Genomic DNA, 25,401 nt, shown 5'->3' with positions numbered 1-25,401 from the left:
TTCTCTCCTTAATCTTTAATCTGTGCTAGATCGCCAAACAATTCTTTAGCCTTATCAATGACTTCTTTTTTTGCTTGAGGATCTATCTGATTACCATTTGCTTCTTGTTCAGATTTTTCTAGTCTTTGAAATTTTTTAGCAAGTAACTCTTCTTTATGACTTGCCACAAAATCATGCCGTACTTTCAACCATGAAGAATCTGCAACTAAAACAATACTATAATTATGCTTTGTTAGCTTCGCAATTTCAGTTTCAAGTTGAGAAATTAGATCTCCGTCTTGATTTGCTCGCTCAAACCATAATTCATACTTACATTTTAAAACAATTTGCTCGTGACTTGCAGCCACAGGATCTAAAACTTCCATTACAGCTCTTTGAGATACTTTTAGAGTAGACAGTAAGTCTGGCCAAATATCTTTTACTGTATTTAGGTCTTCCTTAGTGGCATTTTCAAGCACATGATATACCTGCCGGCGGTTATTTTCTTGAGCCGCTTGGCTATTAGAACTAGCCTTTCTTCTTTTCGACTTTTGTTCTGGTTTATTTTCTTTATCGGCAAGGCGCTTAATTTGCGACTTAGTTTCAGTTTTAATTGTGCCAGAAAAGTCTGAAGTAGTACTTCTAGCAGGTGCCTGCCTATTTTTCAATTCCGCAACTTGCTTACTTAAAATGTCAATTTGATTTTTTAGAGTTTGAACAACATCTGACGAAATTGCTTCAGCTTGTTGAGGTGTATTATCAGCTTTTGCTGGAGCTTGAGTTACTTGAACCACAAATACATCCAGCGGAATTTGTTGCTGGTTAGTGTAGCGCAAGTCATTTAAGGCATTATTAGCTGCTTGTACGAGTGAGTAGAATTTTTCTTCTGGAATTTTAGCTAATTCGGAAGCATAATTCTCAGTTAAAAAAGTTTCTTCCTTATTACTCTTAATTGCCAGCATCCCTTTAACAGTTAAACTAATCAACTCATCTAAAATATTCTTAGTTGATGCTCCGTCCTGCAAAAGTGCATGAACTATTTCAAGAGCTGCTGAAGTCTTGCCATTAAGTAAATTTAATAATACTTGTTCAATTTTTTCTTGAGCCGCATAACCAGTTATTCTTAAAGCATCTTCGTATTTAACCTTATCTTGATCATAAGATAAAATCTGATCCAAGATACTTAAACTGTCACGCATTCCACCATCAGCTACTTGAGCAATTACTTCAAGGGCCTTTTCTTCAAAGTCAATTTTTTCTTGGCCAAGAATATAGGTCATACGAGCAATTAAATCATGTTGATCAATCCGCTTGAAGTTGTAGCGCTGGGTTCTGGAAATAATAGTTGCTGGAACTTTTTGAAGTTCAGTAGTAGCTAAGATAAAGACTACGTGCTCTGGCGGCTCTTCTAGTGTCTTAAGTAAGGCATTGAAGGCACCCATCGAAAGCATATGAACCTCATCGATGATGTAGACTTTATATTTACCCTGTGTTGGGGCGTATTTTACTTTATCTCTGATATCTCGAATTTCATCGACACCATTGTTAGATGCGGCATCGATTTCGATGATATCATTCATTGTTCCTTGATCTGCTGCAAGACAGTTTTCACATTCATTACATGGTTCTCCGTCTTGCAGATTAGTACAATTTAAGGCCTTGGCAAAAATTTTAGCACATGATGTTTTACCAGTACCACGTGGTCCTGCGAATAGAAAAGCATGTGATATCTTGCCACGCTTGATTGCATTTTTTAATGTATCAGTAATCGCTGTTTGTCCTACGACTCCATCAAAAGTTCGCGGACGCCATTTACGATATAGCGCTTGATAAGCCATTTTGCACTTCCTTTATCAAAAAAACTCCTAGCTCAAACGAGCTAAGAGCTGTTTAAATTCTCAAAAAAAGGCACATGCCCAAGCAACCTTAGTGCTGCTACCTTCCGGTCCTGACACAATTTGGAGGTCGGACATTGCCCACAAACTATAATACAGTATTTTGATTTATTTTTCCACTATTTATCTTGCTTTTGTTTACGTCTAATTTCACGGAAAAAATCTTTTAGCATTTGGGCTGCTTGATCCCTAAATAAACCGCCATAAATTTTAGGATGGTGATTAAATTTTTCTACCTTAAATAAGTCAATGACACTGCCTGCTGCTCCAGCTTTTGGATCAAAAGCACCATAATAAACTTCAGCCAATCTTGAATTAATGATGGCACCGCTGCACATGGGACAGGGTTCAAGTGTAATAAACAAACTACAGTCGACTAGACGCCAAGAATTTAATTTTTTACAAGCTTGTCTAATAGCAATCATTTCGGCATGTTGCGTTGCATCTTCATCAAGCTCGCGTCTATTATATCCTTCACCAATCACATTGCCATCTTTATCCACAACAACTGCACCAATTGGTACTTCACCTTGTTCTTCAGCTTTTTTTGCCTGTTCAAAGGCTAGGTGCATGTATTTTTCTTTTTGCTCTTTAGTTAACATATATCTTCCTCTTTAATTTCTGCTTATATTCTAACAAAAAGAAAAAAGCTAGCGACCCGCTAGCTAAAAATTTTTATTGTTGGTTATAAAACTGATTTTTTGTAATATATGAAATTGATTTTACATATTGGCCCTTATGATGGATCTTAATATATTCCTGATTTGGATCATAGCCACCCACTTGTTTTATTTTATAAGCTCTAGTTTTACCATCCTTTGGGTTAATGATCGTTACTTGTTTGTAATTCTGAGTGTCTTTTGGAACCTTAGCATAACTAACTGTTTCGCTAACCAATGGATTTAAACGATCGGTCGCAGATGTATGAACAGTCAAAACGCCAATAATTGCTATTACCAGTACAGTCAGAAGTGAAATAACTCCTATTTTAAATTTCTTCATATTTACCCTTCTTATACTAAACTTATCGATTAATTATTTTAGATTGATTATATATTACTAAGAAAGCATAGTCATTAGCCATTAAATTTCGATATTTCGAATTATTTTTAGATCAACTTTCATTCTATAATCGATTTGCAAGTTTCGTTAGACCTGCATGTCTCAGAACATCTTTTAATTGCTGCATAGATTTTTTATCTCCACTTCTCATATCTTCAAAATATTGAGTAATGAGAATCTTTAATCCAAACCTATCATCAAAAGGCAATGTACGAATAAGAGCCATTGTTTCTGACACATATTTATCAATTTTTCTAATACAAAGTGCCGTATATAAATAATTAACACAAACTGTGGATACTCTCCGCTGAAAAGTAGCTGGACAATTTTCTAAATTTTTATAGTAGCGTAATACCTTTCCCATTCTAGCAATCAAAATGTCTGGATCAGAAATAGGCATAGAGTTACCAAAAATTGTTAATGCCTCGTTATCTGTAACCCAATTATCTTTTTGATAAATATATTGATTAATTTTTGCTCGAGTTGCCTTATCCATTGCAGTCATTTCATCCTTTAAATAAGCCCTGATTAATACAGCCCGATAATATGTGATTTTTGGAACAGCAGGCATATTTTCCAATTTATGAGTAATTTTCTCGACTCTTTCTAAATCATTATTATTAAAAGCAATTGATAATTGATTAGAAATATCCTCTATCATCCTTGCACGTTCATCAATTTTGTACGAGCCATTGACTGACTCAAAAAATCTTATTATATCTACATGATTAGATTTAAGAAGTAAAATTAATTTTTCACTATCAATATCTGCTTCTTTTCCATTTTTAGCATAACCTGTCTCTATTTCTGAATAGTGAGAAACAGACATAGGTATATTTTTAATCCAAGCGGCTTGTGTTTTATGTTGAGCCAATCTTTCTTTTCGAAGAGCTTCTCTTATTTTCATATCATCATCTATTCCTATGTTTAAACTTATAAGTACTAGTATTTGTAAATATAATACCCTTTATAACTAAAAAAGCTGGCTAAATTAACCAGCTTAAATAAATAAATTCATCATAAAACATATTCACGTATAGATTAAAACTTGAAAATAAAAAAGATCTTTTGACCCTTTCTATCTAAATACGACCACGTTTTTTAATCGTATAACAGTTAACAAAATAGCCGATTGATCCAATGAAATAAAGCATCGCTAACCCAGCTGCGCCTAAGAAACGATCACCATCAATCGATAAATAAATCATTCCACCAAGACCAGCTAAAACAATCAAGACTAAAATAATGTTAATAAACAGTTTCATAATGAATTCACTTCTTTCAAAGTATTTTTCTCTACTTTGTATCCGCTTTCATTATAAACCTTTATTGTTATTTTTTTAATTATTTGTACTCATTAAAATGTAGTAACCCTTATCACGAGCTAGAATCTCACAATTTCCGTATATCTTTGTCATTAATTTCTTGGCACTAGGTGCACCTTGTTTCTTCTGAATTACTACCAATAAGACGCCTTTTTCTACTAGATGGTCTTTTGCGTCAGCCAAAATTTGGTCGACTACCTTTTTACCAGCACGAATTGGTGGATTAGTAATAATTAGCCCGTATTTTTTATCCACCTGTTCATAAATATCTGACTGATAAATATTTACATTATCAATCCGATTAAACTGTGCATTTCTTTTAGCTAAATCTAAGGCACGCTCATTTACATCTACCATATCAACTTCTTGATCAGGCCAAAACTTAGCCGCAAATAATCCCATCGGACCGTAACCAGTCCCAACATCTAAGATTCCATCCTTTGGAAAATCAACGTTTTTCATTGCCTTTATTAAAACGCCGGAACCATAATCAACTCTTAATTTTGAAAAAACACCTGCGTCAGTTGTAAATTTTAAATCAATATCATCAATATGATAATCAACTAAGTGTTCATCATGCTTGGCATCAGGATTAGCCGCAAAATACATTTGATTCTTTTTTGTCATAATTATTCTCGCTTCTTTAATTTCTATTTATAGTTTATCAATTCTGCTTTGTTTTTTTCCATAAAGCCTTATAATTAGAATGTTACAGAAAGGAAGAGATAGAATGATGATTTCTATTCCTATATTTATTTTAGCAATTATTATTGGAATTATCTGTTTATGGGTAGGATTTAGAATAAAAGGCAATCAAGCAGTTTTTGGTCGTGTTCTTTCAACAAATAGACAAACCTGGGCAAGATTTTGGTTAACAGCCGGTTGGGTTATCATTATTATTGCTGGTTGTTATCTTCTATTCATGATTATTCTACATTTTTATTTGAAGATGTAAAAAAGCGTAAATTCATTTTTGAATTTACGCTTTAATTTTTGTCTTTTTTCTTTTCAATCCATTCCTTAAGTTTATCCCACTCCCGAGGAGGACGATTTTCTTTTAATTCTTGGATTTGTTTTTGCAAGTTTTGATTTTGCTCAGCCAACATCTTATTTTGATCTTCTAGCCGGTCTAATTTATCTAAAATTAAGGTCAAATCAGCATTCTTGTCTTTAATACTGATTTTACCTTCATTTCTTCTCATCAAGTAAGCAGTAAGCGAACTAGTAACGATTCCCATTACTCCTACTCCAATCAGAATCATTGCTAAAATCACTAATTTTCCCAGTAAAGATTGCGGTGAAATCGTGTGTTTAGAAATATCTCCATAACCGACAGTACTTGCAGTAGTTACGGCCCACCAGAATGCTTGATCAAGTGAAACATGCTCAGTAATCGAAATTGCAACTGATCCTAACATCAAAAAGGCAATACTAAAGTATATTACATATAAAATACCATGAGTGTGTAAGATATCTTTTAGCATCCCCACTAGACCAGCCAACCGGATTAAACGTAATAGCCTAAAATATAAACCAATATCTCCCAACTGAGCCAGTTTCATCCAACTAAAGGCAAGGCCAACAGGAATAATTGCTAGCAGCTCAAAAATATTATTTCTAAAAAATACTTTCTTATTTTTTGCAAGATAGAGCCGAGAAAAGTAATCTATTGCCAAAATAATTAAAATAAGGTTATTTAGCCAAAACCACTTACTATTCCTACTATTAATATCAATTATTGCCGCAAAATCTAACACAAGCAGAATAATTGAAATAATAGCTAAAGCGGCTTTAAACCATTTATAAAAATTTTTCTTAAGCATAATTTTATTGTAAACAAAAATGAGGACTCCGTAAAATAGAGTCCTCATTTTCAGTAGGATGTTCAGTTAAGACGTTATTACTTAACAGTAACAGTTGCGCCAACTTCTTCAAGCTTAGCTTTGATGTCGTTAGCTTCGTCTTCAGAAACGCCTTCCTTAACGTTCTTAGGAGCACCATCAACAAGGTCCTTAGAATCCTTAAGGCCAAGACCAGTGATGTCACGAACAACCTTGATAACCTTAACTTTTTCTTGACCAACATCAGTCAATTCAACGTCAAATTCAGTCTTTTCTGCACCTGCGCCTGCAGCACCTGCAGCAGCAACTGGAGCAGCAGCTGAAACACCAAATTCGTCTTCAATAGCCTTTACTAAGTCGTTTAATTCAAGGATTGAAGCACCTTTTAAATCTTCAATAATCTTTTCAGTATCTAAAGCCATTATAAGTTTCCTCCGAAATTAGATATGTGTAAATTTACTAATATTATTCGTCTTTTGAATCAGCGACAGCCTTAACAGCGTATGCAAAGTTGCGAACTGGAGCTTGTAATACAGATACAAGCATTGAAAGTAAACCTTCGCGACCTGGAATAGCTGCAAGTTTCTTGATTTCTTCTTGGCTGGCAACCTTACCTTCGAGCATACCACCTTTAATTGATAATGCGTCGATATCATCTTCGTATTTAGAAACAATACGAGCTGGTTCAGTGATGTCTTCTGCATCAGCAGTGTAAACAACAGCAGTAGGACCAACAAAAGTATCTTCTAAACCTTCAATACCAGCCTTTTCAGCAGCACGCTTTAAGTAAGTGTTCTTGATAACTTTCATCTTAACGTTAGCATCACGTAGATCCTTACGTAAGTTAGTTACTTCTTCAACAGTTAAACCTAAGTAGTCAATTACTAAGATAGCCTTAGCTTCCTTAAGTTCTGCTGCAAAGTCATCAACAAGCTTTTCTTTTTTAGCAATGATTGCTTTACTCAACGAATTCACCTCCAAATTTACTTTAAGATAAATTCTATCAGCCGAAATAAAAACTCCATGCCAAAAAGACATGGAGTTGTAAAACTCTTTGTTTTTCTGGCCTCGGCGGGATATTAAGGCACGTTAGCCACCCGAGTCTTAGGTAGAATTTACTGTACAATATATTACCTTAAATTAGATAAGTCGTCAATAGCTTTTTTTAATTAAACCATTTTTCGCGAATCTTTTTTAGCTCTCCCGTCTTCTCTAAATGGTCAAGAGCTTGATTAATCTTGTTTTTAAGAGTTTTATCTTTTTTATTGATTCCTACTGAAAATTTTTCACTTGGATATGGTAATTTTTCTTTTTTAAATTCTTTTTGATACTTGCTGTGAGCTAAATAATAATTTGCATATACCCCATCAATTAATAAGCCATCAATTCTGCCAGCTTTTAAATCGATAAAGGCATTGTTATAAGTATCATACAAAACTGTACTTTTGACACGTTTCTTTAAGACTTTAGGATAATTATCCAAATCATCGGCTCCTGAAGATCCCGTTTGAACTCCAAGAATTTTTCCTTTCATTTGTCGATAATTATTTATTCCTTCATTTTTTCGTGTAACCAGAATCTGATCATTTTCAAGATATGGTTTTGAAAATGCTACTTTCTTTGCCCTAGCCTTCGTCTTAGTATACCCATTCCAGATAACATCTATTGTCCCATTGCGAAGTTCTGTTTCTTTCATTGACCAATCAATTGTTTGAAAATCAGGTTTTAAGCCAATCTCCTTGCAAACGGCCTTGGCTAAGTCAACGTCAAAACCAACAAGCTTACCATTCTTTTGTCGAAAATCCATTGGTACGAAGCTGTCGTCAACACCAATTACTAAAGTACCACGTGATTTAATCGCCTGCCATGAGTTTTCCTGTCTTTGACACCCAGCCAGTCCAACAGAAGCTAGCACAATAATCAATAGACCCAAAAATCGTATTATTTTTTTCATCATTTTTCTATTGGCTCAACTTTTAAGATTTTATCAGCAACAGTTTTTCCAAACTGGTGATCATGAGTAATAATTACCTGCGTCATTCCTGTTTGTTTAAGCTTTAAGAAAATATCTTTTACTTTTCCTACTAACTCAGGGTCTAAAGCAGAGGTAGGCTCATCATAACACAAGATTTCGGGTTTCATTTGCAGGGCTCTGGCAATGGCTACACGCTGCTTTTGTCCCCCTGATAATTGGTATGGATATAAAGTTTTAAACTTGTCTAAGTCTAATTGATCTAAAACAGGTGCAGCTGCTTTTTCAGCCTCTGCTTTACTCATCTTATTTACCATAATTGGAGCAAGCGTAATATTATCCATTACTGAAAGGTTTGGAAAAAGATTGTAATCTTGAAAAACCATCCCTACCAAATGATTATTACGATCTGTAGGATCAAATTCTTTTCCATTATGGAGGAATTTTCCACTATCGGCACTTTCAAGCCCCGCTATCAAGCGAAGCAGTGTAGTTTTTCCTGCACCTGAAGGGCCAATAATACTTAAGATATCTCCTTGATCTAGTGACAAATTTAACTTATCAATAATTTTTCTCGTGCCAAAGCTCTTGCTTATATTCTTGAGCTCTAAAACTTTATTTCCAGACATTGCTTCTCTTCTCCACTACTCTCAATAAAGCTGTTAAAACTGCTGTCATTGCCAAATATACGCACCCTACTAATACTAGTGGAACTAAAGACACGTCTCTTGCAGTCGCAACATTTCCGGCACGTAAAAGGTCTCCTAAACCAATTACATAGACCAAACTGGAGTCCTTAACTAAGTTTATCAGCTCATTACCAATCGAAGGCAAAACAATCTTAACAACTTGTGGACGCACAATACGATTAATTGTTTGCCATCTACTTAAACCTAGCACTTGTGCTGCCTCAAATTGGCCGACGGGTACTGCTTGCAGTCCACCACGGAAGATTTCTGCAAAGTAAGCAGCATAATTGATAATAAATGCGACTAACGCAGCCTCGTATCTTGGAAAGACAATTCCAACAGTTGGTAAGCCATAAAAAATAAAAATTAATTGTAGTAAAAGAGGTGTACCACGAATAATCCATACATAAAATTTCAAAATAGCTTTAACTAATTTCAATTTTGAATGTAAACCAAAGGCAACTAATAAACCTAGCGGAATAGAAACTACAGTCGTCCAAAAAAAGATTTCAATAGTTAACCAAGCACCGGAAAATAATGATGGCATAATACTAAAAATATAATTTAGCATTTCCGTCAGCTCCTGTTCTAAAAATAGCGTATTGTTTAATTTTAGCTAAAATCTCACTACACTTTCAACCTTAGTACAAAAAAAGACTTCACAATTGTGAAGTCTTTTCGTTTAATTAAACAACTATTAATTAGTCTAAGTTTAATGGATCCAAGTGGATACCAGGGCTAAAGGTTGCAGAAACGGCAACACTCTTAACGTATTGACCCTTAGCGGATGCAGGACGTGCACGAAGAATAACGTCACGTAATGCATCAAAGTTTTGTGCTAATTTTTCAGCGTCAAATGAAGCCTTACCGATTGGTGCATGGATTAAACCTTGCTTATCAACACGGTATTCAACTTGACCTGCTTTTTGGTTTTCAACAGCCTTAGCAACGTCCATAGTAACAGTACCAGTCTTAGGGTTTGGCATTAAGCCCTTAGGTCCTAAGATACGACCTAAACGACCAACCTTAGCCATCATCATTGGAGTAGCAATAACTACGTCAAAGTCTAAGTAACCGTTTTGAACTTTTTCTACTAAATCATCAGAACCAACTTCGTCAGCACCTGCTTCTTTAGCTTGGTCAGCTTGTGGACCTTCAGCAAAAACAACAACCTTCTTAGATTTACCAGTACCGTTTGGAAGTACCAATGCACCTCTAATTTGTTGATCTGCTTGCTTAGGGTCAACGTTTAAGTTATATGCAACTTCAATAGTTGCGTCAAAGTTTGCGTATGAAGTTTCTTTTGCTAACTTCATAGCTTCATCTACTGAATAAAATTTAGTTGAATCAACTTTTTTAGCTGCTTCTAAATATCTCTTTCCATGCTTTGCCATGTAAAAATCCTCCTGAAAATGTGGTCAAACGAGTCTTCTCACACTCTCCCACCTTGATTCGTTAATTTTGATTAACGATCCGACGTTCCTAAAAACACTAGTCTTCGACAGTGAAGCCCATGCTTCTAGCAGTACCTTCAATCATGCGCATAGCAGCTTCAATATCTGCAGCGTTTAGATCTTTCATCTTGGTTTCGGCAATTTCCTTAACTTGGTCCTTAGTTACCTTAGCAACCTTCTTAGTGTTAGGTTCACCAGAACCCTTGTCCACTTTAGCAGCCTTCTTCAAAAGAACAGCAGCTGGTGGAGTCTTAGTAATGAATTCGAATGAACGATCTTCATATACAGTAATAACTACAGGGATAATCATACCCTTTTGATCAGCAGTACGTGCGTTGAAGTCCTTAGTGAAACCAACGATGTTGATTCCAGCTTGACCCAATGCAGGACCAACTGGAGGTGCAGGAGTTGCTGCACCAGCAGGAATTTGCAGTTTAACTACGTTAATAACTTTCTTTGCCACGGTCAATACCTCCTTGATTCCGTGATGCGGTTATAGTGGAGAATTTTCCTTCTTCTCCTCCCACAATAATAAAGATACTCTAATATACTACCAGCAATTTATTAAATTGACAATAGCTAATTAAATTTTTATTATTGGTCAAATTCTTTTACTTGGTTATAGTCAAGTTCAGCATTTGTTTCTCTGCCGAACATATCAATAGAAACATAAAGTTTATCTTTTTCTGGGTTAATTTTAGTAATCTTACCACTCATGCCACTAAATGCACCATCAATAATAGTTACTGTTTCACCAACTTCATAGTCAACTTTAGGTTCTTTAGCTGGTTGGCCTTGAGAAGCAAGAATTCTTTCAATTTCGTCATCGTATAAAGGAGATGGCTTTGATCCACCACCGTGACTGCCAACAAATCCAGTAACGTTTGGTGTATTTCTGACAACATACCAACTTTCATCAGTCATTACCATTTCTACTAAAACGTAACCTGGAAATACCTTTTCATCGACTTCTTGCTTCTTACCACGAACAGTTTCAGTCTTTTGTTCTTCAGGAACAATTACTCGAAAGATATAATTTTGCATACCCATTGATTGGGCTCTAGAAAGTAAATCTTTCTTAACCTTTTCTTCGTAGCCAGAATAAGTGTGTAAAACGTACCATTTCTTTTCGCTGGTTTCAACCATGTTTCTAAACTCCTTAAAATAATACCTTTATGCAAATAAAAAAACCTCCGAGGGAGGCTTTTTTAACTGATTTAATTATAACACATATACTGTTTTTATAAGAACATTTGCGTTAAGTAGCTAAATAATAAATCTAGCAAACCAAGGTAAGCACCAAACAAAATTGAGCTGATGATTACAACACCTGTATCACGTCTATTTTGTTTCCATGTAGGCCATGATACTTTTGCCATAGTTTGGTTAACACTCTTAATAAACTTAAACATTGCTTACCTACCTCGTTTCCTTGTGCAAAGTTTGCTTTCCGCAATGCTTGCAAAACTTCTTAAGTTCAAGTCTTTGCGTTCTATTCTTGCTTGCTGCAATAGAATAATTGCGAGAACCACATACAGTACATGCAAGAGCTGCTTTCTTTACTGCCATAAAACCACTCCTAAACTGCATTTATCTTAGCAAAAAAATGTTATTTTAGCAATTCCTATCAATAAAGTAAAGAAGAATCTAATTTACTCATCAAAAAATTATATCTCCTTTTAAATAATATTAATAGATAGTGTAGAATTATACTTATAAGATCTTTTTTAATTAAAAATAAAGCTATCTTCAAAATTGAAAATGAAATAAAAAATAACAATTTTACTTCATTGACTTTATTTCCGTTTAATTTTAACTGCTCTTATGCTGATATTCAACTGATTGGGAGGATTTATTAATTAAAAGGAGCAACTTTTCCTTTTAATTAAATATTTATCATGGCAAAAAATTCAACTCATCCACTACAAAATTCACTTCCCGAAAAAAGAAACAATAACAAGAGCAATTTCACTTTTTGGGACAATTTTCCAGAAACTCAAAAAGATATGATTGCCATCAATCGTATTATTTTAAAACATGTAAATACTGTTCCGGGTCTACTAGGAGACGCCTTAAAAGATACTTTTGCTTTCCCTGGGAAAATGCTGCGTCCTGCTTGTGTAATGCTCTTTGGCTCTTTTGGACCAAACGCTAACCAAAAACGCGAAGAACTACAAAAAATAGCAACCTCAATTGAGACTCTCCATAATGCTACCTTAATTCACGATGATATTATCGATGAATCGAGCATGCGCCATGGCAGACCCTCAATTCAAACTAAGTATGGCAAGCATATCGCAGTTTATGCGGGCGACTATTTATTTGCTTTATCGCTCACTCTTTTAAGTGAAAATGCTCAAAGCTTGCATAGTGTTATTGCAGATGGAAAAACCATGCAAAATATCCTAGTTGGTGAAACTGAACAGTACAACAATGCCTATAACATTACTATTTCTGAAAAGGAATACTTAGACCAAATTAAGGGTAAAACTGGAGTCTTATTTGGCCTAGCTTGTTTTATTGGCGCTTATGAGAGTGGTCTTAAAGTAACTAGGGCTCTAAAAGCTAAAAAGTTTGGTGAATACTTGGGCCAAGCTTTTCAACTAAGAGATGATATTTTAGACTATACAACTACTAGTTCTACTTTTAAAAAGCCAGTCTTATTAGATGTTAAAGATGGTATCTACTCTGGACCCTTAATTTTCGCCTTACAAAACGACTCTACAGGTCGCTTACATGAGTTAGTTAAGTTAGGAAAAGATTTGACTAAGGAACAATTACAAGAGATAGAAAAAATGGTTAATGACCTTGGCGGGGTAAAACGAGCACAAAAGTTAGCTGATAAATTCACTGATAAAGCTTTAAACAACTTGCAAAAGCATTGGCCAGACAACAAAACTCGCCAGCAGCTTGAAGAGCTGACAAATATTTTATTAAAGAGAAGCTATTAATTAAGAGAATGTTAAGACATTCTCTTTTCTTTCCTTATTCTTTACTAATTCGCTATAATCTTTTTTTGAATTATAATTCTAGAAAGTAGGAAAAGAAGTGAATAAGAAAAAAGAAAATTCGCATTTTTTTGCCTGGTGGGTTTTTATTGCCTCCTGTTTAATTTCTTTAGTAGGATTTGGATTAATTGTTAATACTATTGGTTTATTCTTTGAACCAATTAGTAAAAGTTTCCATGTTGGTCGAGCAAGCGTTGCCTTAATGACAACCTTGCAAAATGCTGCTGCCGCAATTACCTTGCTGTTTGCAGGTAAAATTATGACCAAGCTTAACTTGCGTTGGCTTTTAACTTTCTGTTTTGCTGTAATTGGAGTTTCCATGCTTAGCTTATCAGTAGCACAAAGTTTGACTCATTTTTACATTGCTTGGATCATCATTGGGATTTGCCAACCAATTGCTATTACTTTATCCATCCCTGTCCTATTAGGAAATTGGTTCAATGAAAAATTAGGAACTGTGATGGGAATTGCCCTTGGAGTTTCAGCCTTTGGTGGCACCATCTTTAACCCAATTATTGGTAACATCATTACCAACTTTGGATGGAGAGGTGGCTTCATCTGCGAAGGATTACTAATTCTCGGAATTTTAGTTCCTTCAGCATTCTTCTTAAGAGAAAAACCTAATCAAAAACACCAAGCATACGGCAAAGTGAAAAATATACCAGAAAAAGTTCTTGAAACTAGTGGTATTACCCTTAAGGCAGCTCTTAAGACCCCTGTCTTTTATGCTTTAGCATTTGCAATGCTTGCACTGCAATTTGTTTCTGGATCTGTGCAACATATTTCAGGTCATATTACCAGCCAAGGCCTCCCATTAACAATTGGTGCATCAGTAGTTTCTGGGGTAATGCTTGGAGCAGCAGCTGGTAAGATTTCTATTGGTTTTATGCTTGATCGTTTTAATACACGAGCTACTTTATTTATTTATTCTTTATTTGGCTTATTAGGCTGGAGCGGCGAAATTTTCTTTAAGACTAGTCTTCCACTTATTGCCTCTGCCTTTATTTTAGGTTTGGGTCAAGGTGTGTGTTTAGTTGCTCTTCCTTACCTTATTCGAGAAGAATTCGGAGCTAAGGACTACAGTACAATTCTTTCAGTAATTAATATGACTGGTGCATTTGCAATGTCTGCATCTGTTTACTTGAACGGTCTTTTATTTGATACTACTGGTTCTTACAACTTCGGTTGGGCAATCAACGCAACTGCTTTTGCGCTCAGTTTTGTTGCTTTGTTCCTTACTCTCAAAAAGCAAAATGCATCTCAACCATTAGAAGAAAGTATAGATTAATCTTATACTTATCTATGCTAACTTAATATTAGTAAAAGCTTACTCATTGACTTACAATAAATGAGTAAACTTTTTTTATTAATGGTGGGGTGAAAAAATATGAACAAACATCCAGAATTTTTATTAAACAAGATTAAAAGTCCAAAAGATCTTAAAAAATTAGATCTAAAAGAACTAGAACAACTAGCTAGTGAAATTAGAACCTTGATCCTAGAAAAAGATGCTGCTAAAGGTGGCCACTTAGGACCTGACTTAGGAATTGTCGAAGTTACAATTGCCTACCATTATGTTTTCGATGCACCTAAAGATAAGATTGTTTGGGATGTTTCTCACCAAACTTATCCACACAAGATGTTAACTGGACGTGCTTATGGTTGGCTTGATCCCGATAAGTACGAGGATGTAACTCCTTATTCTAATCCTGAGGAAAGTCCATATGACTACTTTGCTGTTGGTCATACTTCAACTTCAATTGCTTTAGCAACTGGAATGGCTAGAGCGCGTGATATGCTAGGAGAACATGAAAACATTACAGCTCTTATTGGGGATGGTTCTTTAACTGGTGGCTTAGCCTTTGAGGGCTTTAATAATGCGGCTGATGAAAAGCATAATTTAATTATTGTAGTAAATGACAATCAAATGTCGATTGACGATAATGTCGGCGGTGTTGTAACTGCTTTGAAGAAATTACGTGAATCAAATGGTCAAACAGCTGATAATCCATTTACTGCAATGGGACTAGATTATAAATATGTTGGTCAGGGAAATGATCTTAAAGCAATGATTGATGCCCTCAAATCAATTAAAGATATTGACCACCCAATTGTTTTACATATCAATACCCTTAAGGGTAAGGGATATGAGCCAGCTATTGAAAATGAAGCTAGTCACCACTGGGTATTGCCTTTTGATCTTAAGACAGACAAGACAACTGTATCAGCTCCAAAGACTCCTAATCCAACTACTGTAGTTTTGGATTTCTTAAAGAAACATATTGAAAATCAAGAAAACATCTTAGCTATCAATGCTGCTATCCCTGGCGTCTTTGGCTTAGGCGAGATTAAGAATAAATACCCTAAGAATTATAAGGATGTAGGAATTGCTGAACAAGAGTCTGTTGCCTTTGCTGCAGGAGCTGTTAAAGAAGGAATTACCCCAGTCTTATTCGAAAACTCTACTTTCTTACAACGGGCTTATGATCAACTTTCTCACGATGTAGCAGCTAATGACTTGCCAGTTGTAATGGTGGTAGCCGGCGGCGGAATTACTGGCACTTCTAAGACCCACTTAGGTATTTTTGACAACGCCATGGTCGCAAATTGGCCAAACTGGGAATACTTAGCTCCTACCACCTTGAATGAATTAAAATCAATGCTTGAATGGGCAGTTAAGCAAAGAAAGCATCCCATAGCAATTAAATCTCCAGTAAATCCAATTCCAGAAGGTGAACCAGTGGATGAAGACTATTCAACTATTAAGTATGATGTAAAGCCCGGTTCTAAGGTTGCCATCATTGGTTTAGGTGACTTTTATCAATTAGGTGAAAAGGTAGTTGATTTATTAAAGACAGAAAACATTAATGCCACTTTGATCAATCCAAAATCTGCTGCTCACCTTGATTATGACGCATTAGATAAACTTCAAAACGACCATGAATTAGTTGTTACTCTAGAAGACAACAGTATTGATGGTGGTTTTGGTCAAAAGATTGCTAGCTACTATGGTCCAACTAAGATGATGGTTAAGAATTATGGTGCTAAAAAGGAATACACTGATAATGAACCAAAAGAATCTATCTACAAGCGTGATCATTTAATGCCTGATCAAATTGTTAGTGATATTTTAGGAATTCTAAAATAAGTCAAATTCATATTTATATTAGAAAAAAGGTAAATTGTACTAATTTGATACAATTTACCTTTTTATTATTCAAATAATTTAGGATATTTTTTCTGAAATTGAGCTATTTTGTCATAGCTTTGATCTAAATCATGTTCTACTTCTCGATAGATCGGAATTATATCCTGGTAGACCTGCACATTTTTTTGATTTGGAAAATATACTTTACTGTCATCTATTTCTTTCACTATTTTGTCTAAGCTATCCTCTTCATTCAAGCCTAATTGTGCTAGAAACATGGCTGCTAAAGTTCCACTTTGATCATTTTTAATTACCACTACTGGTAAATTAAAAATATCAGCAATTAACTGCCTTACAAAATCACTTCTTACAAAGCCGCCAGTGACTCTTAATGCTTCTGGTTCCCCTATTTTTTCGCGTAAGCCTCTAGCTGCACCTAAAAGATTAAAGACAATACCTTCTAAAACACTCCGCGCCATTTGCGGTTTAGTGTGGTTTCGACTTAATCCAATAAAAGATCCGCGAGCTTGAGCATTCCAAATTGGTGCTCGTTCTCCCCCTAAGTAGGGATGAAAAATTAAGCCATTACTGCCTGCAGGAACAGTTTCAGCAACATTAATAAAATCTTCTGCAGTTTGATCGGGCCCAAAAATCGTTTTTCTAGCCCACTCAAAGACGATTCCCCCATTATTTACTGGGCCACCAAGAAGATAATGACTTTTATCGACTGGATAACAAAAGAAGCGATTTTTTGAGTCAACTATTGCTTTAGATGCAATGGCTCTTATAGCTCCTGATGTACCAACATTTAGGGCAAAGTATTTTTTATCTAAAACACCAACACCAATTGTTGATAAATATCCATCACTAGCTCCTAAAATAATTTTTGTTTCAGGATTTAAACCCAATTTTTGTACATATTCTGCTTCTACTTTTCCAACCACATATTCTGGTTTAGCTAAGTTGGGCAATTTTTCTGGATCTAGTTCAATTTTATCAAGTAATTTCCTATCCCAAGTTAAAGTGTGGAGATTAAGCAAGCCAGTTCCAGCTGCCATCGTTGTATCGGTCACTATCGTGCCAGTTAAACGCCAAATAATATATTCTTTAATTCCAATCCATTTTTGCACCTGTGCAAAAAGTTTAGGATTTTCTTCTTTAATCCACAGTAATTTATACACAGGAGCCATTGGATGAGGCGGCATCCCTGTCTGTTGATAAATATCTTGCGCAAGACCATTTTCTTTTGCTTGAGCCACAAGCTGGCTACTTCGATTATCTGCCCAAGTAATACTGTTAGTCAGTACTCGATTGTCTTTTCCAATGCCGATTAAACTATGCATTTGACTCGACCAAGAAATTGCTTTAATTTTTCCTGCAACTCTTTTACTTAAGTCAAAAATAATCTTTTGAGCAGCATTAAATATTACTTGTGGATCTTCTTCAGCCTGATCTACTTGTTCTTGAATTAAAGGGTAAGGAATTGATAATTCTTCAATCTTTTTACCATTTCCTCGATACAATACACCCTTACTTGCTGTTGTTCCGATATCCATCCCAATTATATAGTCCATAAGCCGCCCCTTTCTTTTAAAATATATTTTCTCACAAAAAAAGAACAATCCCTAGAGATTGTTCTTTGGTGGTCAAACAATGCGTGACCACTGTGCGTAGAATTATTGTTTTTAGGTGATGTTACTTCTTAAGATTTTCGTTGACGAAGGCTTCGATCTTATCGTCAGAGTCTTTCAAGAACGGAAGCATGTCACTTTCCGTCTTCATGGTATCTCTACCATTCTTTTCCATAAAGTAGTCCCATAGTGCGTCTCTAACAGGCATGTCAGAATCGCTCCAATCAAAAACTTCCTTCATGTGACGGTCTAACAATTCTGTCTTAATAACTTCATCTGCCATCTTAAAATTACCTCCTAAATAAATTCTACAAGTCTTATTATAGTCTTTTTATTCGTTCTATGCGAATTTAAAACAATTCTTTCCGCATTTTTGCCTTACACCGAGCTTTCGCTTGAAGTAATTGATAACGACTATAGTTTGTCTCCTTACTCGCTTCTTCAATCGTTAACTCTCCCAGAAAAATTTTGAGCGCAATTACCTCTTTTTCTGACAACTTATTAATAAATTTCTGGTACATTTCCTTTCTAGGCGTAATGTGCATTTCTTCAACTTCTTCTTTAATCAGATTTTTATGCACCACATTGTCATAGGAAATAGCTTTAGTAAACGATGTTCTCTTCTGTGCTAATTCATACCTTAAGAGCGATCGGAGATGATTATAAAATTTTGTCCGATAATACGCCCCAAAACTATTTGCTCGTTTCTCATCGTAGGTACAGCAACTTTGATAGCACATGATTAATGCTTCTTGTTCCCAGTCATCATGATCAAAATTACGAATGAAAAAATTTAACTTCGCTCCATTGATTAAAGGCCGATACCGCTCTACTAGTTCATGCAAAGCATCCATATCTTGCTCTTCTTTTACACGTCGAATCAAATAAACTTCATTCAGTCTTTCCATCCCGGAAATTCCTCCTTTTTTATTTGATAATAAGAATAAAAAAGAAAAAATCTCCTTCTAAGGGAACGAATGTTTATTAAACACAGGTATAGAGCAATTGTACTTTGTTAATGATCAAGAATTTATTGTGTGTTTGTTTTTATAACTATAAGCAATAAAAAATTGTCACTTAGCTTCTTATAAAACTAAATGACAATTTTTTCTAATCTTTAATTATTTTTCAGGATGACGACTATTGAACATTCCATAAAGCAAAACACCAGTTGCAACACTAGCATTTAATGATTGAACATGGCCAACCATTGGAATGGTTAAAGTTTGATCCATTTGCTTTAACAATAACGGAGAAATTCCCTTACCCTCATTACCAATCACAAGCACTGTCTTTCCTTTGGCATTCCACTTACGATAATCTTCACCTTCCATGGCAGTACCAAAAATCCAGTAACCACGCTTTTTTAGCATCTTAGTAGTTTGAACTAAGTTATTAACTCGAGCTACTGGCACATAATCAATTGCACCGGTTGAAGTTTTGGCAACAACAGAAGTTAACCCACTTGCTCTTCTTTTTGGAATAATTACTGCATCCACGCCTGTCGCATCACAAGTTCTTAAGATCGAACCTAGGTTATGCGGATCTTCAATTGAATCAAGCATTAAGATAAATGGATCTTTTCCTTCTTGGTCAAACTTGTCTAAAAGTTCATCTAAGTCAGCATATTCAAATGGGGCTACAGTTAAGACCAAGCCTTGGTGATTTTCATGGTTGACCATTTGATCCAACTTATTTTTAGGAGCATTTTGAACAACTAGATTTTTTTTACGTGCTAATTGATAAACTTGATTAGCAAATTCTTCCTGAACACCATTTTGCAAAAATACTTTATTAATTAAGTTAGCATCCTGCGTTTTTAAAAAATCGATGCCCGCATGACGTCCATATACAAATTCATCATTATTTGAACTCATAATTATCTAGTCCTCCTTGTTCTACTTGGTCAATGCACCATTTTGCAAGTTCATCAACACGTTCTTTTTTACCTAATAAATCTAAGTATCCAAACATCGCTTCAAATCCAGTTGAGAGCTTATAAGTGTTAATTGAAGTATTTTTTGCATGCGTATGACTTTTAGCATTTCTTCCTCTCTTGAAGGCGGCTAATTCATCTTCATCTAGCATTTCTAAGTCTTGCATTTTAGTAATTAATGCTGCTTGAGCCTTTGCGGAAACGTAATGTGTTGCATATCGTTGAAGCATTTGTGGTTTTACAATTCCGCCCTTAACCAAGTGACGTCTGATATAAACCTCATATACTCCATCCCCTAAATAAGCTAAAGTAAGAGGACCTAACCCATCTGGATTAGTATTTTTTTCTGTTAAAATCTTTGGCTTAAGCACGGTGCCACCTCGTTCCTTGTGGAGTATCTTCAATTACAATGCCTTTAGCCTGTAACTCATCTCTTAAGCGATCACTTTCAGCCCAATCCTTATTTTTACGTGCTTCATCGCGTTGAGCAATTAACTTTTCAATTTCAGTATCATTTTCAGCTTGCTCTTCCTTAAAGCTAACTCCAAAAATTTCGAGCCAAGCAATTAATAATTTTTTAGCACGTTTTAAAGCTGGCTTATCAACTTGATCTTTTTGCAAGTGATTATTTAAAGTTGTAGCTAAATCGTACATAATACTCAAAGCATTTTGAACATTAAAATCATCATCCATAGCCTCAATAAATTCAGCTTTTGCTTGCGTTAAATCATCCCTTAAGCCACTATCTTCAAGCGTTTCATTTTCATCATTTAGTCTAGCATCAAGATTACGCAAAGTATTTTGGTAGCGTTTAAGAACAGTTTCAGCTTGCTTCAAGCCATCTTCTGAATAGTTAATTGGACGGCGGTATTGAACACTAGACATGTAAAAACGTAAAACTTGTGGATCAATTTGCTTTAGAATATCATGCACAGTCACAAAGTTATGGAGTGATTTTGACATTTTTTCTTGTTTCTTACCTACTGTCACAAAGCCATTGTGCATCCAGTAATTAACAAATTTTTTACCGGTCTTAGCTTCACTTTGAGCAATTTCATTTTCATGGTGTGGAAATTCCAAATCTTGTCCACCACCATGAATATCAATGGTATCGCCTAAATATTTAGTTGACATGACCGAACATTCAATATGCCAGCCTGGACGACCCATTCCCCATGGAGAATCCCAAACAATTTCATCCTCTGCTTTTTGAGCCTTCCATAAGGCAAAGTCAATTGGATCTTCTTTCTTGCTCTGTTCTTCCTCATTAATATGCTCAGAGGCACCTTCTTCAAGTTCAGCAATATTTTGATCGCTTAGTTGACCATAGTTAGGGAATTTTTTAGCACGGTAATATACATCCCCATCAACTTCATATGCAAAGCCCTTATCAATTAAATCTTGAACAAAGTCGATAATTTCTTTGATTTCATGAGTTGCACGTGGATGAAGAGTAGCAGGCTCAATATTTAATGCTTCGGTATCTTCCATAAAAGCCTTAATATAGCGCTCAGCAAGTTTCTCGACAGTTGTATGTTCTTTACGGGCCTCATTAATCATCTTATCGTCAACATCAGTGAAGTTAGAAACATAATTTACATCATAGCCTCGATACTCAAAATATCGACGAATTGTATCAAATGCGATCACACTGCGGGCATTTCCAATATGAATATAATTATAAACAGTTGGTCCACAAACATACATCCTTACTTTTCCAGCTACTAATGGCTTAAACTCTTCTTTTTTTCGAGTTAAAGTGTTAAAGACCTTCATGATCATCCCTCTTTCATTTAAGACATTCTTTCATAACTATTCTAACAAAAAAAGCTACGCTTTCACGTAGCTTTAACTGTATTAAATAATTAAAGACCTAAATCACTTAATTGCTTTAAAGTTAAGTCAATGTGCTTGTTAACTTTTTCTTTACCCATTAACTCAATAGCTTCACCAATACCAGGGCCAACCATTGAACGAGTAGCAGCAATTCTAATTGGCATAAATAATTTTCTACCCTTTACGCCAGTTTCACGACGAGTAGCTTGAATTGCGTTCATAGCTTGTACAGCAGTAAAGCGAGGAACAGCATTTAATTGCTTCTTGAATTCTTCAATTACAGGACGAGCATCGTCTTTCTTGATTTCTTCAATTTCTGCTTCAGATAATTCTGGAGCTTCTTCAAAGAAGATCTTAGCAATATCTACAATTTGCTTAGTATAAGACATTTGTACAGCGTAAATATTTACTAATTGACGAACCCATTCCATCTTTTCTGGTGAAATTTCTTTATCAACTAAACCTGCTTCTTGTAAGTTATTTAAAGCAAGATCTAATAAAAGATCACGGTCTGCCTTCTTAACGTATTGGTTGTTAATCCATTCAAGCTTCTTTTGGTCAAAGGCAGCTGGTGACTTAGACAAACGCTTAGGATCAAATGACTTAATCAATTCTCTTTGTGAGAAAATTTCACTTTCACCAACAGGAGACCAACCAAGTAAAGTAATAAAGTTGAACATTGCGTCTGGTAAGTAACCAAGGTCACGGTATTGTTCAATAAATTGAAGAACTGATTCATCACGCTTAGAAAGTTTTTTACCAGTTTCAGAGTTGATGATCAAAGTCATGTGACCAAACTTAGGTGGCTCCCAGCCAAGTGCTTCATAAACAACTAATTGCTTAGGAGTGTTAGCTACGTGGTCGTCTCCTCTAAGAACGTGAGTAATTTCCATTAGGTGGTCATCAATTACAACGGCAAAGTTGTAGGTTGGCATACCATCACGTTTTTGAATAACGAAGTCACCACCGATAGTATCTGATTCAAATGATACCTTACCTTTAACCATATCTTCCCAAGCATAAGTTCTATTTTCAGGAATGTGGATACGAACAACTGGCTTTAAGCCCTTTGCTTCTGCAGCTGCTTGAGCTTCTTTAATTTCATCAGCAGTCATGCCTTCATATTCATAAGTGTAGTGAGGAGCAATTCCCATTGCACGTTGTTCTTCACGTTGTGCTTCAAGTTCTTCCTCAGTTGTGTATGAATAGTAAGCTTTACCTTCATCAATTAATTGTTGAATATATTTATTGTAAATGTCTTTACGCTCTGATTGGCGGTAAGGGCCAAAGTCGCCACCCTTGTCAGGACCTTCATCCCAGTCAATACCTAACCAGTGCAAGTTTTCCATTTGGGACTTAGAACCACCTTCAACGTTACGTTTTTGGTCCGTATCTTCAATTCTTAAGACCATTGTCCCTTTGTTGTGACGTGCAAATAGATAGTTAAATAATGCAGTACGTGCGTTACCAATATGCAAGTGACCTGTTGGACTTGGTGCGTAACGAACGCGGATTTTTTGTTTTGCCAAAATTAAAGCGCCTCTTTCAAAATTTATTAAAATTCATCCATTTAAGTGTAACTTTTAACGAGCAAAAGTTCAATCTCTCTGCTAGTTAAAAACAAGTTTTAAAGCTTGTGGTAAACTTGCTACTCCAATTACTTCGATCTCAGAGTTATTTTTAAGTTCCTGGCTTAAGTTATTTTTAGGAATAAAAATCCTCTTAAAGCCTACTTTTGCGGCCTCTCTGACTCTAGCTTCAATTTGATTAACTCTTCTAATTTCTCCAGTTAATCCAACTTCACCTACAAAGCAATCAGTAGAAGAAATTTCTTTATTTTTATAACTTGAAGCAACCGCCATGCAAATTGCAAGATCAATCGCTGGTTCATTTAATTTAATCCCACCAGTTGCAGTTAGAAAAGCATCCTGATTTTGAAGCATTAAGTTGCCTCTTTTTTCTAAAACTGCCAATAAAAGTGCTACTCGATTAAAATCTAATCCTGAAGTTGTTCTTTTCGCATATCCAAATGCAGTTGGAGTTACTAAAGCTTGAATATCCGCAAGAAGAGGCCGCGTTCCTTCAAGTGAAACAACAACTGAGGAACCAGTCGAATTAGGTAAGCGTTCGTCTAAGAAAATAGCCGAAGGGTTACTTACTTCTGCTAACCCTTCATTTTTCATCTCAAACATTCCAATTTCATTAGCTGCGCCAAAACGATTCTTGACTGATCTTAAAATTCGATATGAGTGGTGTCCATCCCCTTCAAAGTAAAGGACGGTATCAACCATATGTTCCATAATCTTAGGACCAGCAATTGCTCCTTCTTTAGTTACATGGCCAATAACAAAAGTAGTTATTTGTTCATTTTTAGCAATTTTCATTAGTTCACTTGTTACTTCACGTACTTGAGAAGCAGATCCAACCATTGAATCAAGTGAAGGTTCATTCATTGTTTGAATAGAATCAATTACCAAAAAATCTGGCTTAATTTCATCAATCTGGTCACGAATATTCTGCATATTTGTTTCTGGATAAAGCAAAATTCCGCTATTGCTTACTCCTAATCGATCTGCCCGCATCTTTATTTGACTTGCGGACTCTTCTCCTGAAACATATAAGACGCTATGTTCTTTAGCTAAAGCACCAGTAATTTGAAGCATTAAGGTTGATTTTCCAATTCCTGGATCTCCTCCAATTAAAACTAAAGATCCTGGAACAATCCCTCCTCCTAAAACTCGATTTAATTCTTCAAAAGGAGTCACAATTCTTTTTTCTTTCTCAGCTTTTACTTCAGTTAACTTTACTGGATCATTATTTCCAATTTTAGTCATCAACCGACTTGCAGTTGCCTTAGTTGATACTTTTTTAATTTCCTGTGTCTCTTCTTCAAATTGATTCCAAGCACCACAATTGGGACATCTTCCAAGATAGGAAGCAGAAATATATCCACAATTACGACACTTATAACGAGTTTTAACTTTTGCCATTAGTCATCATTCCTTGTTCCAGACGAACCAAATCCTCCAAGACGCTGTCTTTGAACTGGATCATCATTATCTGCTTTTAAGTAAGGCATAAAAATTCCTTGTCCAATTCGTTCACCCTTTTTGATCTTTAGCGGACGAACGCCGTAATTAATTAATTGAAAGTAAATTTCACCTTCGTTTTTTTCATTATTATAGTAGTCACTGTCAATTACGCCGATCCCATTTGGCAAAGTAACGTTTCGCTTATAAGTATTAGAAGAGCGATTAGCTAAAATTAGGACTTCATCCTCTGGCATGTACGCCTTAATTCCAGTTGGTACTAAAAATGGCTTTAATACTTTTTCAGCTAATTGTAGATCGTGTTCATTTAATTCATGACCATTTCTAATTAGTCTAAAAATTCGAACAAAGTTCATACACCAAATTGATGGCAAAACTATATCTTGTGCACATTCAAAGTCATAGCCCGCACTCGCAATTGTTTGGCGTTGAGGCAGGTGGAGGCCTGCATTACGGTATTTAGATACTATTTCAAAACCACGTTTTTTCATTTTTATCCTCTCTTACATTCACTTAGACCTATATTTTACGTTAATTTATTATACTTGTCCTACTTATATATACGAAAAAAACAC

The 25,401-nt window shown here is 35.4% G+C and carries 30 protein-coding genes, 1 other RNA gene and 1 other annotated feature; of the genes, 4 read left to right on the top strand and 27 right to left on the bottom strand.

Going from position 1 to position 25,401, the window contains the following annotated elements; genetic code table 11:
- Positions 1 to 8 precede the first annotated feature (8 nt).
- The 7 genes from dnaX to H0I41_RS02030 form a co-directional block, all read right to left on the bottom strand.
- Entirely contained in the window at positions 9 to 1,817 is a 1,809-nt protein-coding gene (dnaX, locus tag H0I41_RS02060; RefSeq protein WP_135014580.1) for a DNA polymerase III subunit gamma/tau, read from the bottom strand.
- 62 nt (positions 1,818 to 1,879) lie between these two features.
- Positions 1,880 to 1,960: signal recognition particle sRNA small type (ffs, locus tag H0I41_RS02055), an RNA gene on the bottom strand.
- A gap of 33 nt (positions 1,961 to 1,993) precedes the next feature.
- A complete protein-coding gene (tadA, locus tag H0I41_RS02050; protein WP_004896738.1) occupies positions 1,994 to 2,476 on the bottom strand; it encodes a tRNA adenosine(34) deaminase TadA in 483 nt (160 codons plus the stop codon).
- Between the two features lie 73 nt (positions 2,477 to 2,549).
- A complete protein-coding gene (locus H0I41_RS02045) occupies positions 2,550 to 2,876 on the bottom strand; it encodes a YxeA family protein (RefSeq protein WP_053107523.1) in 327 nt (108 codons plus the stop codon).
- A gap of 124 nt (positions 2,877 to 3,000) precedes the next feature.
- The gene (locus H0I41_RS02040) at positions 3,001 to 3,843 is read right to left on the bottom strand and encodes a transcriptional regulator (protein WP_228099752.1); all 843 of its coding nucleotides are present in this window, start codon (positions 3,841 to 3,843) and stop codon (positions 3,001 to 3,003) included.
- A 175-nt stretch (positions 3,844 to 4,018) separates the two neighbouring features.
- Positions 4,019 to 4,201 (bottom strand): hypothetical protein, encoded by a 183-nt coding sequence (locus tag H0I41_RS02035; protein ID WP_014567132.1) that lies wholly within the window; start codon positions 4,199 to 4,201, stop codon positions 4,019 to 4,021.
- A gap of 75 nt (positions 4,202 to 4,276) precedes the next feature.
- Positions 4,277 to 4,888 carry a class I SAM-dependent methyltransferase gene (locus H0I41_RS02030; RefSeq protein ID WP_011161564.1) on the bottom strand — a complete coding sequence of 204 codons (612 nt, stop codon included), beginning with the start codon at positions 4,886 to 4,888 and terminating at the stop codon, positions 4,277 to 4,279.
- Positions 4,889 to 4,991: 103 nt separating this feature from the next.
- On the opposite strand from H0I41_RS02030, the gene H0I41_RS02025 reads away from it, so the two are divergent.
- Positions 4,992 to 5,216: a hypothetical protein gene (locus tag H0I41_RS02025; protein WP_004896736.1), complete on the top strand. Its 225-nt coding sequence runs from the start codon at positions 4,992 to 4,994 to the stop codon at positions 5,214 to 5,216.
- 31 nt (positions 5,217 to 5,247) lie between these two features.
- Here the strand turns inward: H0I41_RS02025 and H0I41_RS02020 are convergent, their stop codons facing one another.
- The 11 genes from H0I41_RS02020 to rpmG form a co-directional block, all read right to left on the bottom strand.
- On the bottom strand, positions 5,248 to 6,084 hold the full coding sequence (locus tag H0I41_RS02020; protein WP_228099753.1) for an ion channel: 837 nt from the start codon (positions 6,082 to 6,084) through the stop codon (positions 5,248 to 5,250).
- Between the two features lie 77 nt (positions 6,085 to 6,161).
- Positions 6,162 to 6,524: a 50S ribosomal protein L7/L12 gene (gene rplL / locus H0I41_RS02015; protein WP_003647769.1), complete on the bottom strand. Its 363-nt coding sequence runs from the start codon at positions 6,522 to 6,524 to the stop codon at positions 6,162 to 6,164.
- A gap of 43 nt (positions 6,525 to 6,567) precedes the next feature.
- Positions 6,568 to 7,068, bottom strand: coding sequence for a 50S ribosomal protein L10 (rplJ, locus tag H0I41_RS02010; RefSeq protein ID WP_004895747.1), 501 nt, complete (start codon positions 7,066 to 7,068; stop codon positions 6,568 to 6,570).
- Positions 7,069 to 7,105: 37 nt separating this feature from the next.
- Positions 7,106 to 7,229, bottom strand: a sequence feature (ribosomal protein L10 leader region).
- Positions 7,230 to 7,267: 38 nt separating this feature from the next.
- Positions 7,268 to 8,056 (bottom strand): amino acid ABC transporter substrate-binding protein, encoded by a 789-nt coding sequence (locus H0I41_RS02005; protein WP_167739992.1) that lies wholly within the window; start codon positions 8,054 to 8,056, stop codon positions 7,268 to 7,270.
- Complete coding sequence (locus H0I41_RS02000) at positions 8,056 to 8,703, bottom strand: amino acid ABC transporter ATP-binding protein (protein ID WP_135014583.1); 648 nt, start codon at positions 8,701 to 8,703, stop codon at positions 8,056 to 8,058. The genes H0I41_RS02005 and H0I41_RS02000 overlap by 1 nt, the downstream gene beginning before the upstream one ends.
- Positions 8,690 to 9,334, bottom strand: coding sequence for an amino acid ABC transporter permease (locus H0I41_RS01995; protein ID WP_004896733.1), 645 nt, complete (start codon positions 9,332 to 9,334; stop codon positions 8,690 to 8,692). The genes H0I41_RS02000 and H0I41_RS01995 overlap by 14 nt, the downstream gene beginning before the upstream one ends.
- Before the next feature lie 130 nt (positions 9,335 to 9,464).
- Positions 9,465 to 10,157 carry a 50S ribosomal protein L1 gene (rplA, locus tag H0I41_RS01990; protein WP_135014584.1) on the bottom strand — a complete coding sequence of 231 codons (693 nt, stop codon included), beginning with the start codon at positions 10,155 to 10,157 and terminating at the stop codon, positions 9,465 to 9,467.
- Positions 10,158 to 10,254: 97 nt separating this feature from the next.
- Positions 10,255 to 10,680, bottom strand: a complete 426-nt coding sequence (gene rplK, locus H0I41_RS01985; protein ID WP_004895752.1) for a 50S ribosomal protein L11 — start codon at positions 10,678 to 10,680, stop codon at positions 10,255 to 10,257.
- A 131-nt stretch (positions 10,681 to 10,811) separates the two neighbouring features.
- Positions 10,812 to 11,363 (bottom strand): transcription termination/antitermination protein NusG, encoded by a 552-nt coding sequence (gene nusG, locus H0I41_RS01980; RefSeq protein ID WP_135014585.1) that lies wholly within the window; start codon positions 11,361 to 11,363, stop codon positions 10,812 to 10,814.
- A 95-nt stretch (positions 11,364 to 11,458) separates the two neighbouring features.
- Entirely contained in the window at positions 11,459 to 11,629 is a 171-nt protein-coding gene (secE, locus tag H0I41_RS01975) for a preprotein translocase subunit SecE (protein WP_004895754.1), read from the bottom strand.
- A gap of 7 nt (positions 11,630 to 11,636) precedes the next feature.
- Entirely contained in the window at positions 11,637 to 11,786 is a 150-nt protein-coding gene (rpmG, locus tag H0I41_RS01970) for a 50S ribosomal protein L33 (RefSeq protein ID WP_003647778.1), read from the bottom strand.
- Positions 11,787 to 12,115: 329 nt separating this feature from the next.
- Here rpmG and H0I41_RS01965 point away from each other — a divergent pair, with 329 nt between their 5' ends.
- The 3 genes from H0I41_RS01965 (at position 12,116) to H0I41_RS01955 (ending at position 16,373) form a co-directional block, all read left to right on the top strand.
- Complete coding sequence (locus H0I41_RS01965) at positions 12,116 to 13,168, top strand: polyprenyl synthetase family protein (protein WP_135014586.1); 1,053 nt, start codon at positions 12,116 to 12,118, stop codon at positions 13,166 to 13,168.
- A gap of 97 nt (positions 13,169 to 13,265) precedes the next feature.
- Positions 13,266 to 14,513, top strand: a complete 1,248-nt coding sequence (locus H0I41_RS01960; RefSeq protein WP_014567127.1) for an MFS transporter — start codon at positions 13,266 to 13,268, stop codon at positions 14,511 to 14,513.
- Between the two features lie 99 nt (positions 14,514 to 14,612).
- Positions 14,613 to 16,373: a 1-deoxy-D-xylulose-5-phosphate synthase gene (locus tag H0I41_RS01955; protein WP_135014587.1), complete on the top strand. Its 1,761-nt coding sequence runs from the start codon at positions 14,613 to 14,615 to the stop codon at positions 16,371 to 16,373.
- A 65-nt stretch (positions 16,374 to 16,438) separates the two neighbouring features.
- Here the strand turns inward: H0I41_RS01955 and H0I41_RS01950 are convergent, their stop codons facing one another.
- The 9 genes from H0I41_RS01950 to H0I41_RS01910 all read right to left on the bottom strand — a co-directional run bounded on the left by H0I41_RS01950 (position 16,439) and on the right by H0I41_RS01910 (position 25,317).
- The gene (locus H0I41_RS01950; protein WP_135014588.1) at positions 16,439 to 17,947 is read right to left on the bottom strand and encodes a gluconokinase; all 1,509 of its coding nucleotides are present in this window, start codon (positions 17,945 to 17,947) and stop codon (positions 16,439 to 16,441) included.
- A gap of 121 nt (positions 17,948 to 18,068) precedes the next feature.
- Positions 18,069 to 18,287, bottom strand: a complete 219-nt coding sequence (locus H0I41_RS01945; RefSeq protein ID WP_003649422.1) for a P8 family protein — start codon at positions 18,285 to 18,287, stop codon at positions 18,069 to 18,071.
- 67 nt (positions 18,288 to 18,354) lie between these two features.
- On the bottom strand, positions 18,355 to 18,912 hold the full coding sequence (locus tag H0I41_RS01940) for a sigma-70 family RNA polymerase sigma factor (RefSeq protein ID WP_053107529.1): 558 nt from the start codon (positions 18,910 to 18,912) through the stop codon (positions 18,355 to 18,357).
- Between the two features lie 213 nt (positions 18,913 to 19,125).
- On the bottom strand, positions 19,126 to 19,881 hold the full coding sequence (gene rlmB, locus H0I41_RS01935; RefSeq protein WP_135014589.1) for a 23S rRNA (guanosine(2251)-2'-O)-methyltransferase RlmB: 756 nt from the start codon (positions 19,879 to 19,881) through the stop codon (positions 19,126 to 19,128).
- Positions 19,868 to 20,311: a Mini-ribonuclease 3 gene (locus H0I41_RS01930; protein WP_004895772.1), complete on the bottom strand. Its 444-nt coding sequence runs from the start codon at positions 20,309 to 20,311 to the stop codon at positions 19,868 to 19,870. Before H0I41_RS01930 ends, rlmB begins: the two co-directional genes overlap by 14 nt.
- On the bottom strand, positions 20,304 to 21,716 hold the full coding sequence (gene cysS / locus H0I41_RS01925; RefSeq protein WP_162222133.1) for a cysteine--tRNA ligase: 1,413 nt from the start codon (positions 21,714 to 21,716) through the stop codon (positions 20,304 to 20,306). The genes H0I41_RS01930 and cysS overlap by 8 nt, the downstream gene beginning before the upstream one ends.
- An 89-nt stretch (positions 21,717 to 21,805) precedes the next feature.
- Positions 21,806 to 23,305: a glutamate--tRNA ligase gene (gltX, locus tag H0I41_RS01920; protein WP_135014591.1), complete on the bottom strand. Its 1,500-nt coding sequence runs from the start codon at positions 23,303 to 23,305 to the stop codon at positions 21,806 to 21,808.
- An 81-nt stretch (positions 23,306 to 23,386) separates the two neighbouring features.
- Positions 23,387 to 24,766: a DNA repair protein RadA gene (gene radA, locus H0I41_RS01915; RefSeq protein ID WP_135014592.1), complete on the bottom strand. Its 1,380-nt coding sequence runs from the start codon at positions 24,764 to 24,766 to the stop codon at positions 23,387 to 23,389.
- Positions 24,766 to 25,317, bottom strand: a complete 552-nt coding sequence (locus tag H0I41_RS01910) for a dCTP deaminase/dUTPase family protein (protein ID WP_004896724.1) — start codon at positions 25,315 to 25,317, stop codon at positions 24,766 to 24,768. The genes radA and H0I41_RS01910 overlap by 1 nt, the downstream gene beginning before the upstream one ends.
- Positions 25,318 to 25,401 lie beyond the last annotated feature (84 nt).

The sequence above is a fragment of the Lactobacillus johnsonii genome (assembly GCF_014058685.1).
Lineage (GTDB): Bacteria > Bacillota > Bacilli > Lactobacillales > Lactobacillaceae > Lactobacillus.
The sequence above is the reverse complement of the archived record's forward strand: the minus strand, read 5'-3'. Positions and strand labels throughout refer to the sequence as shown.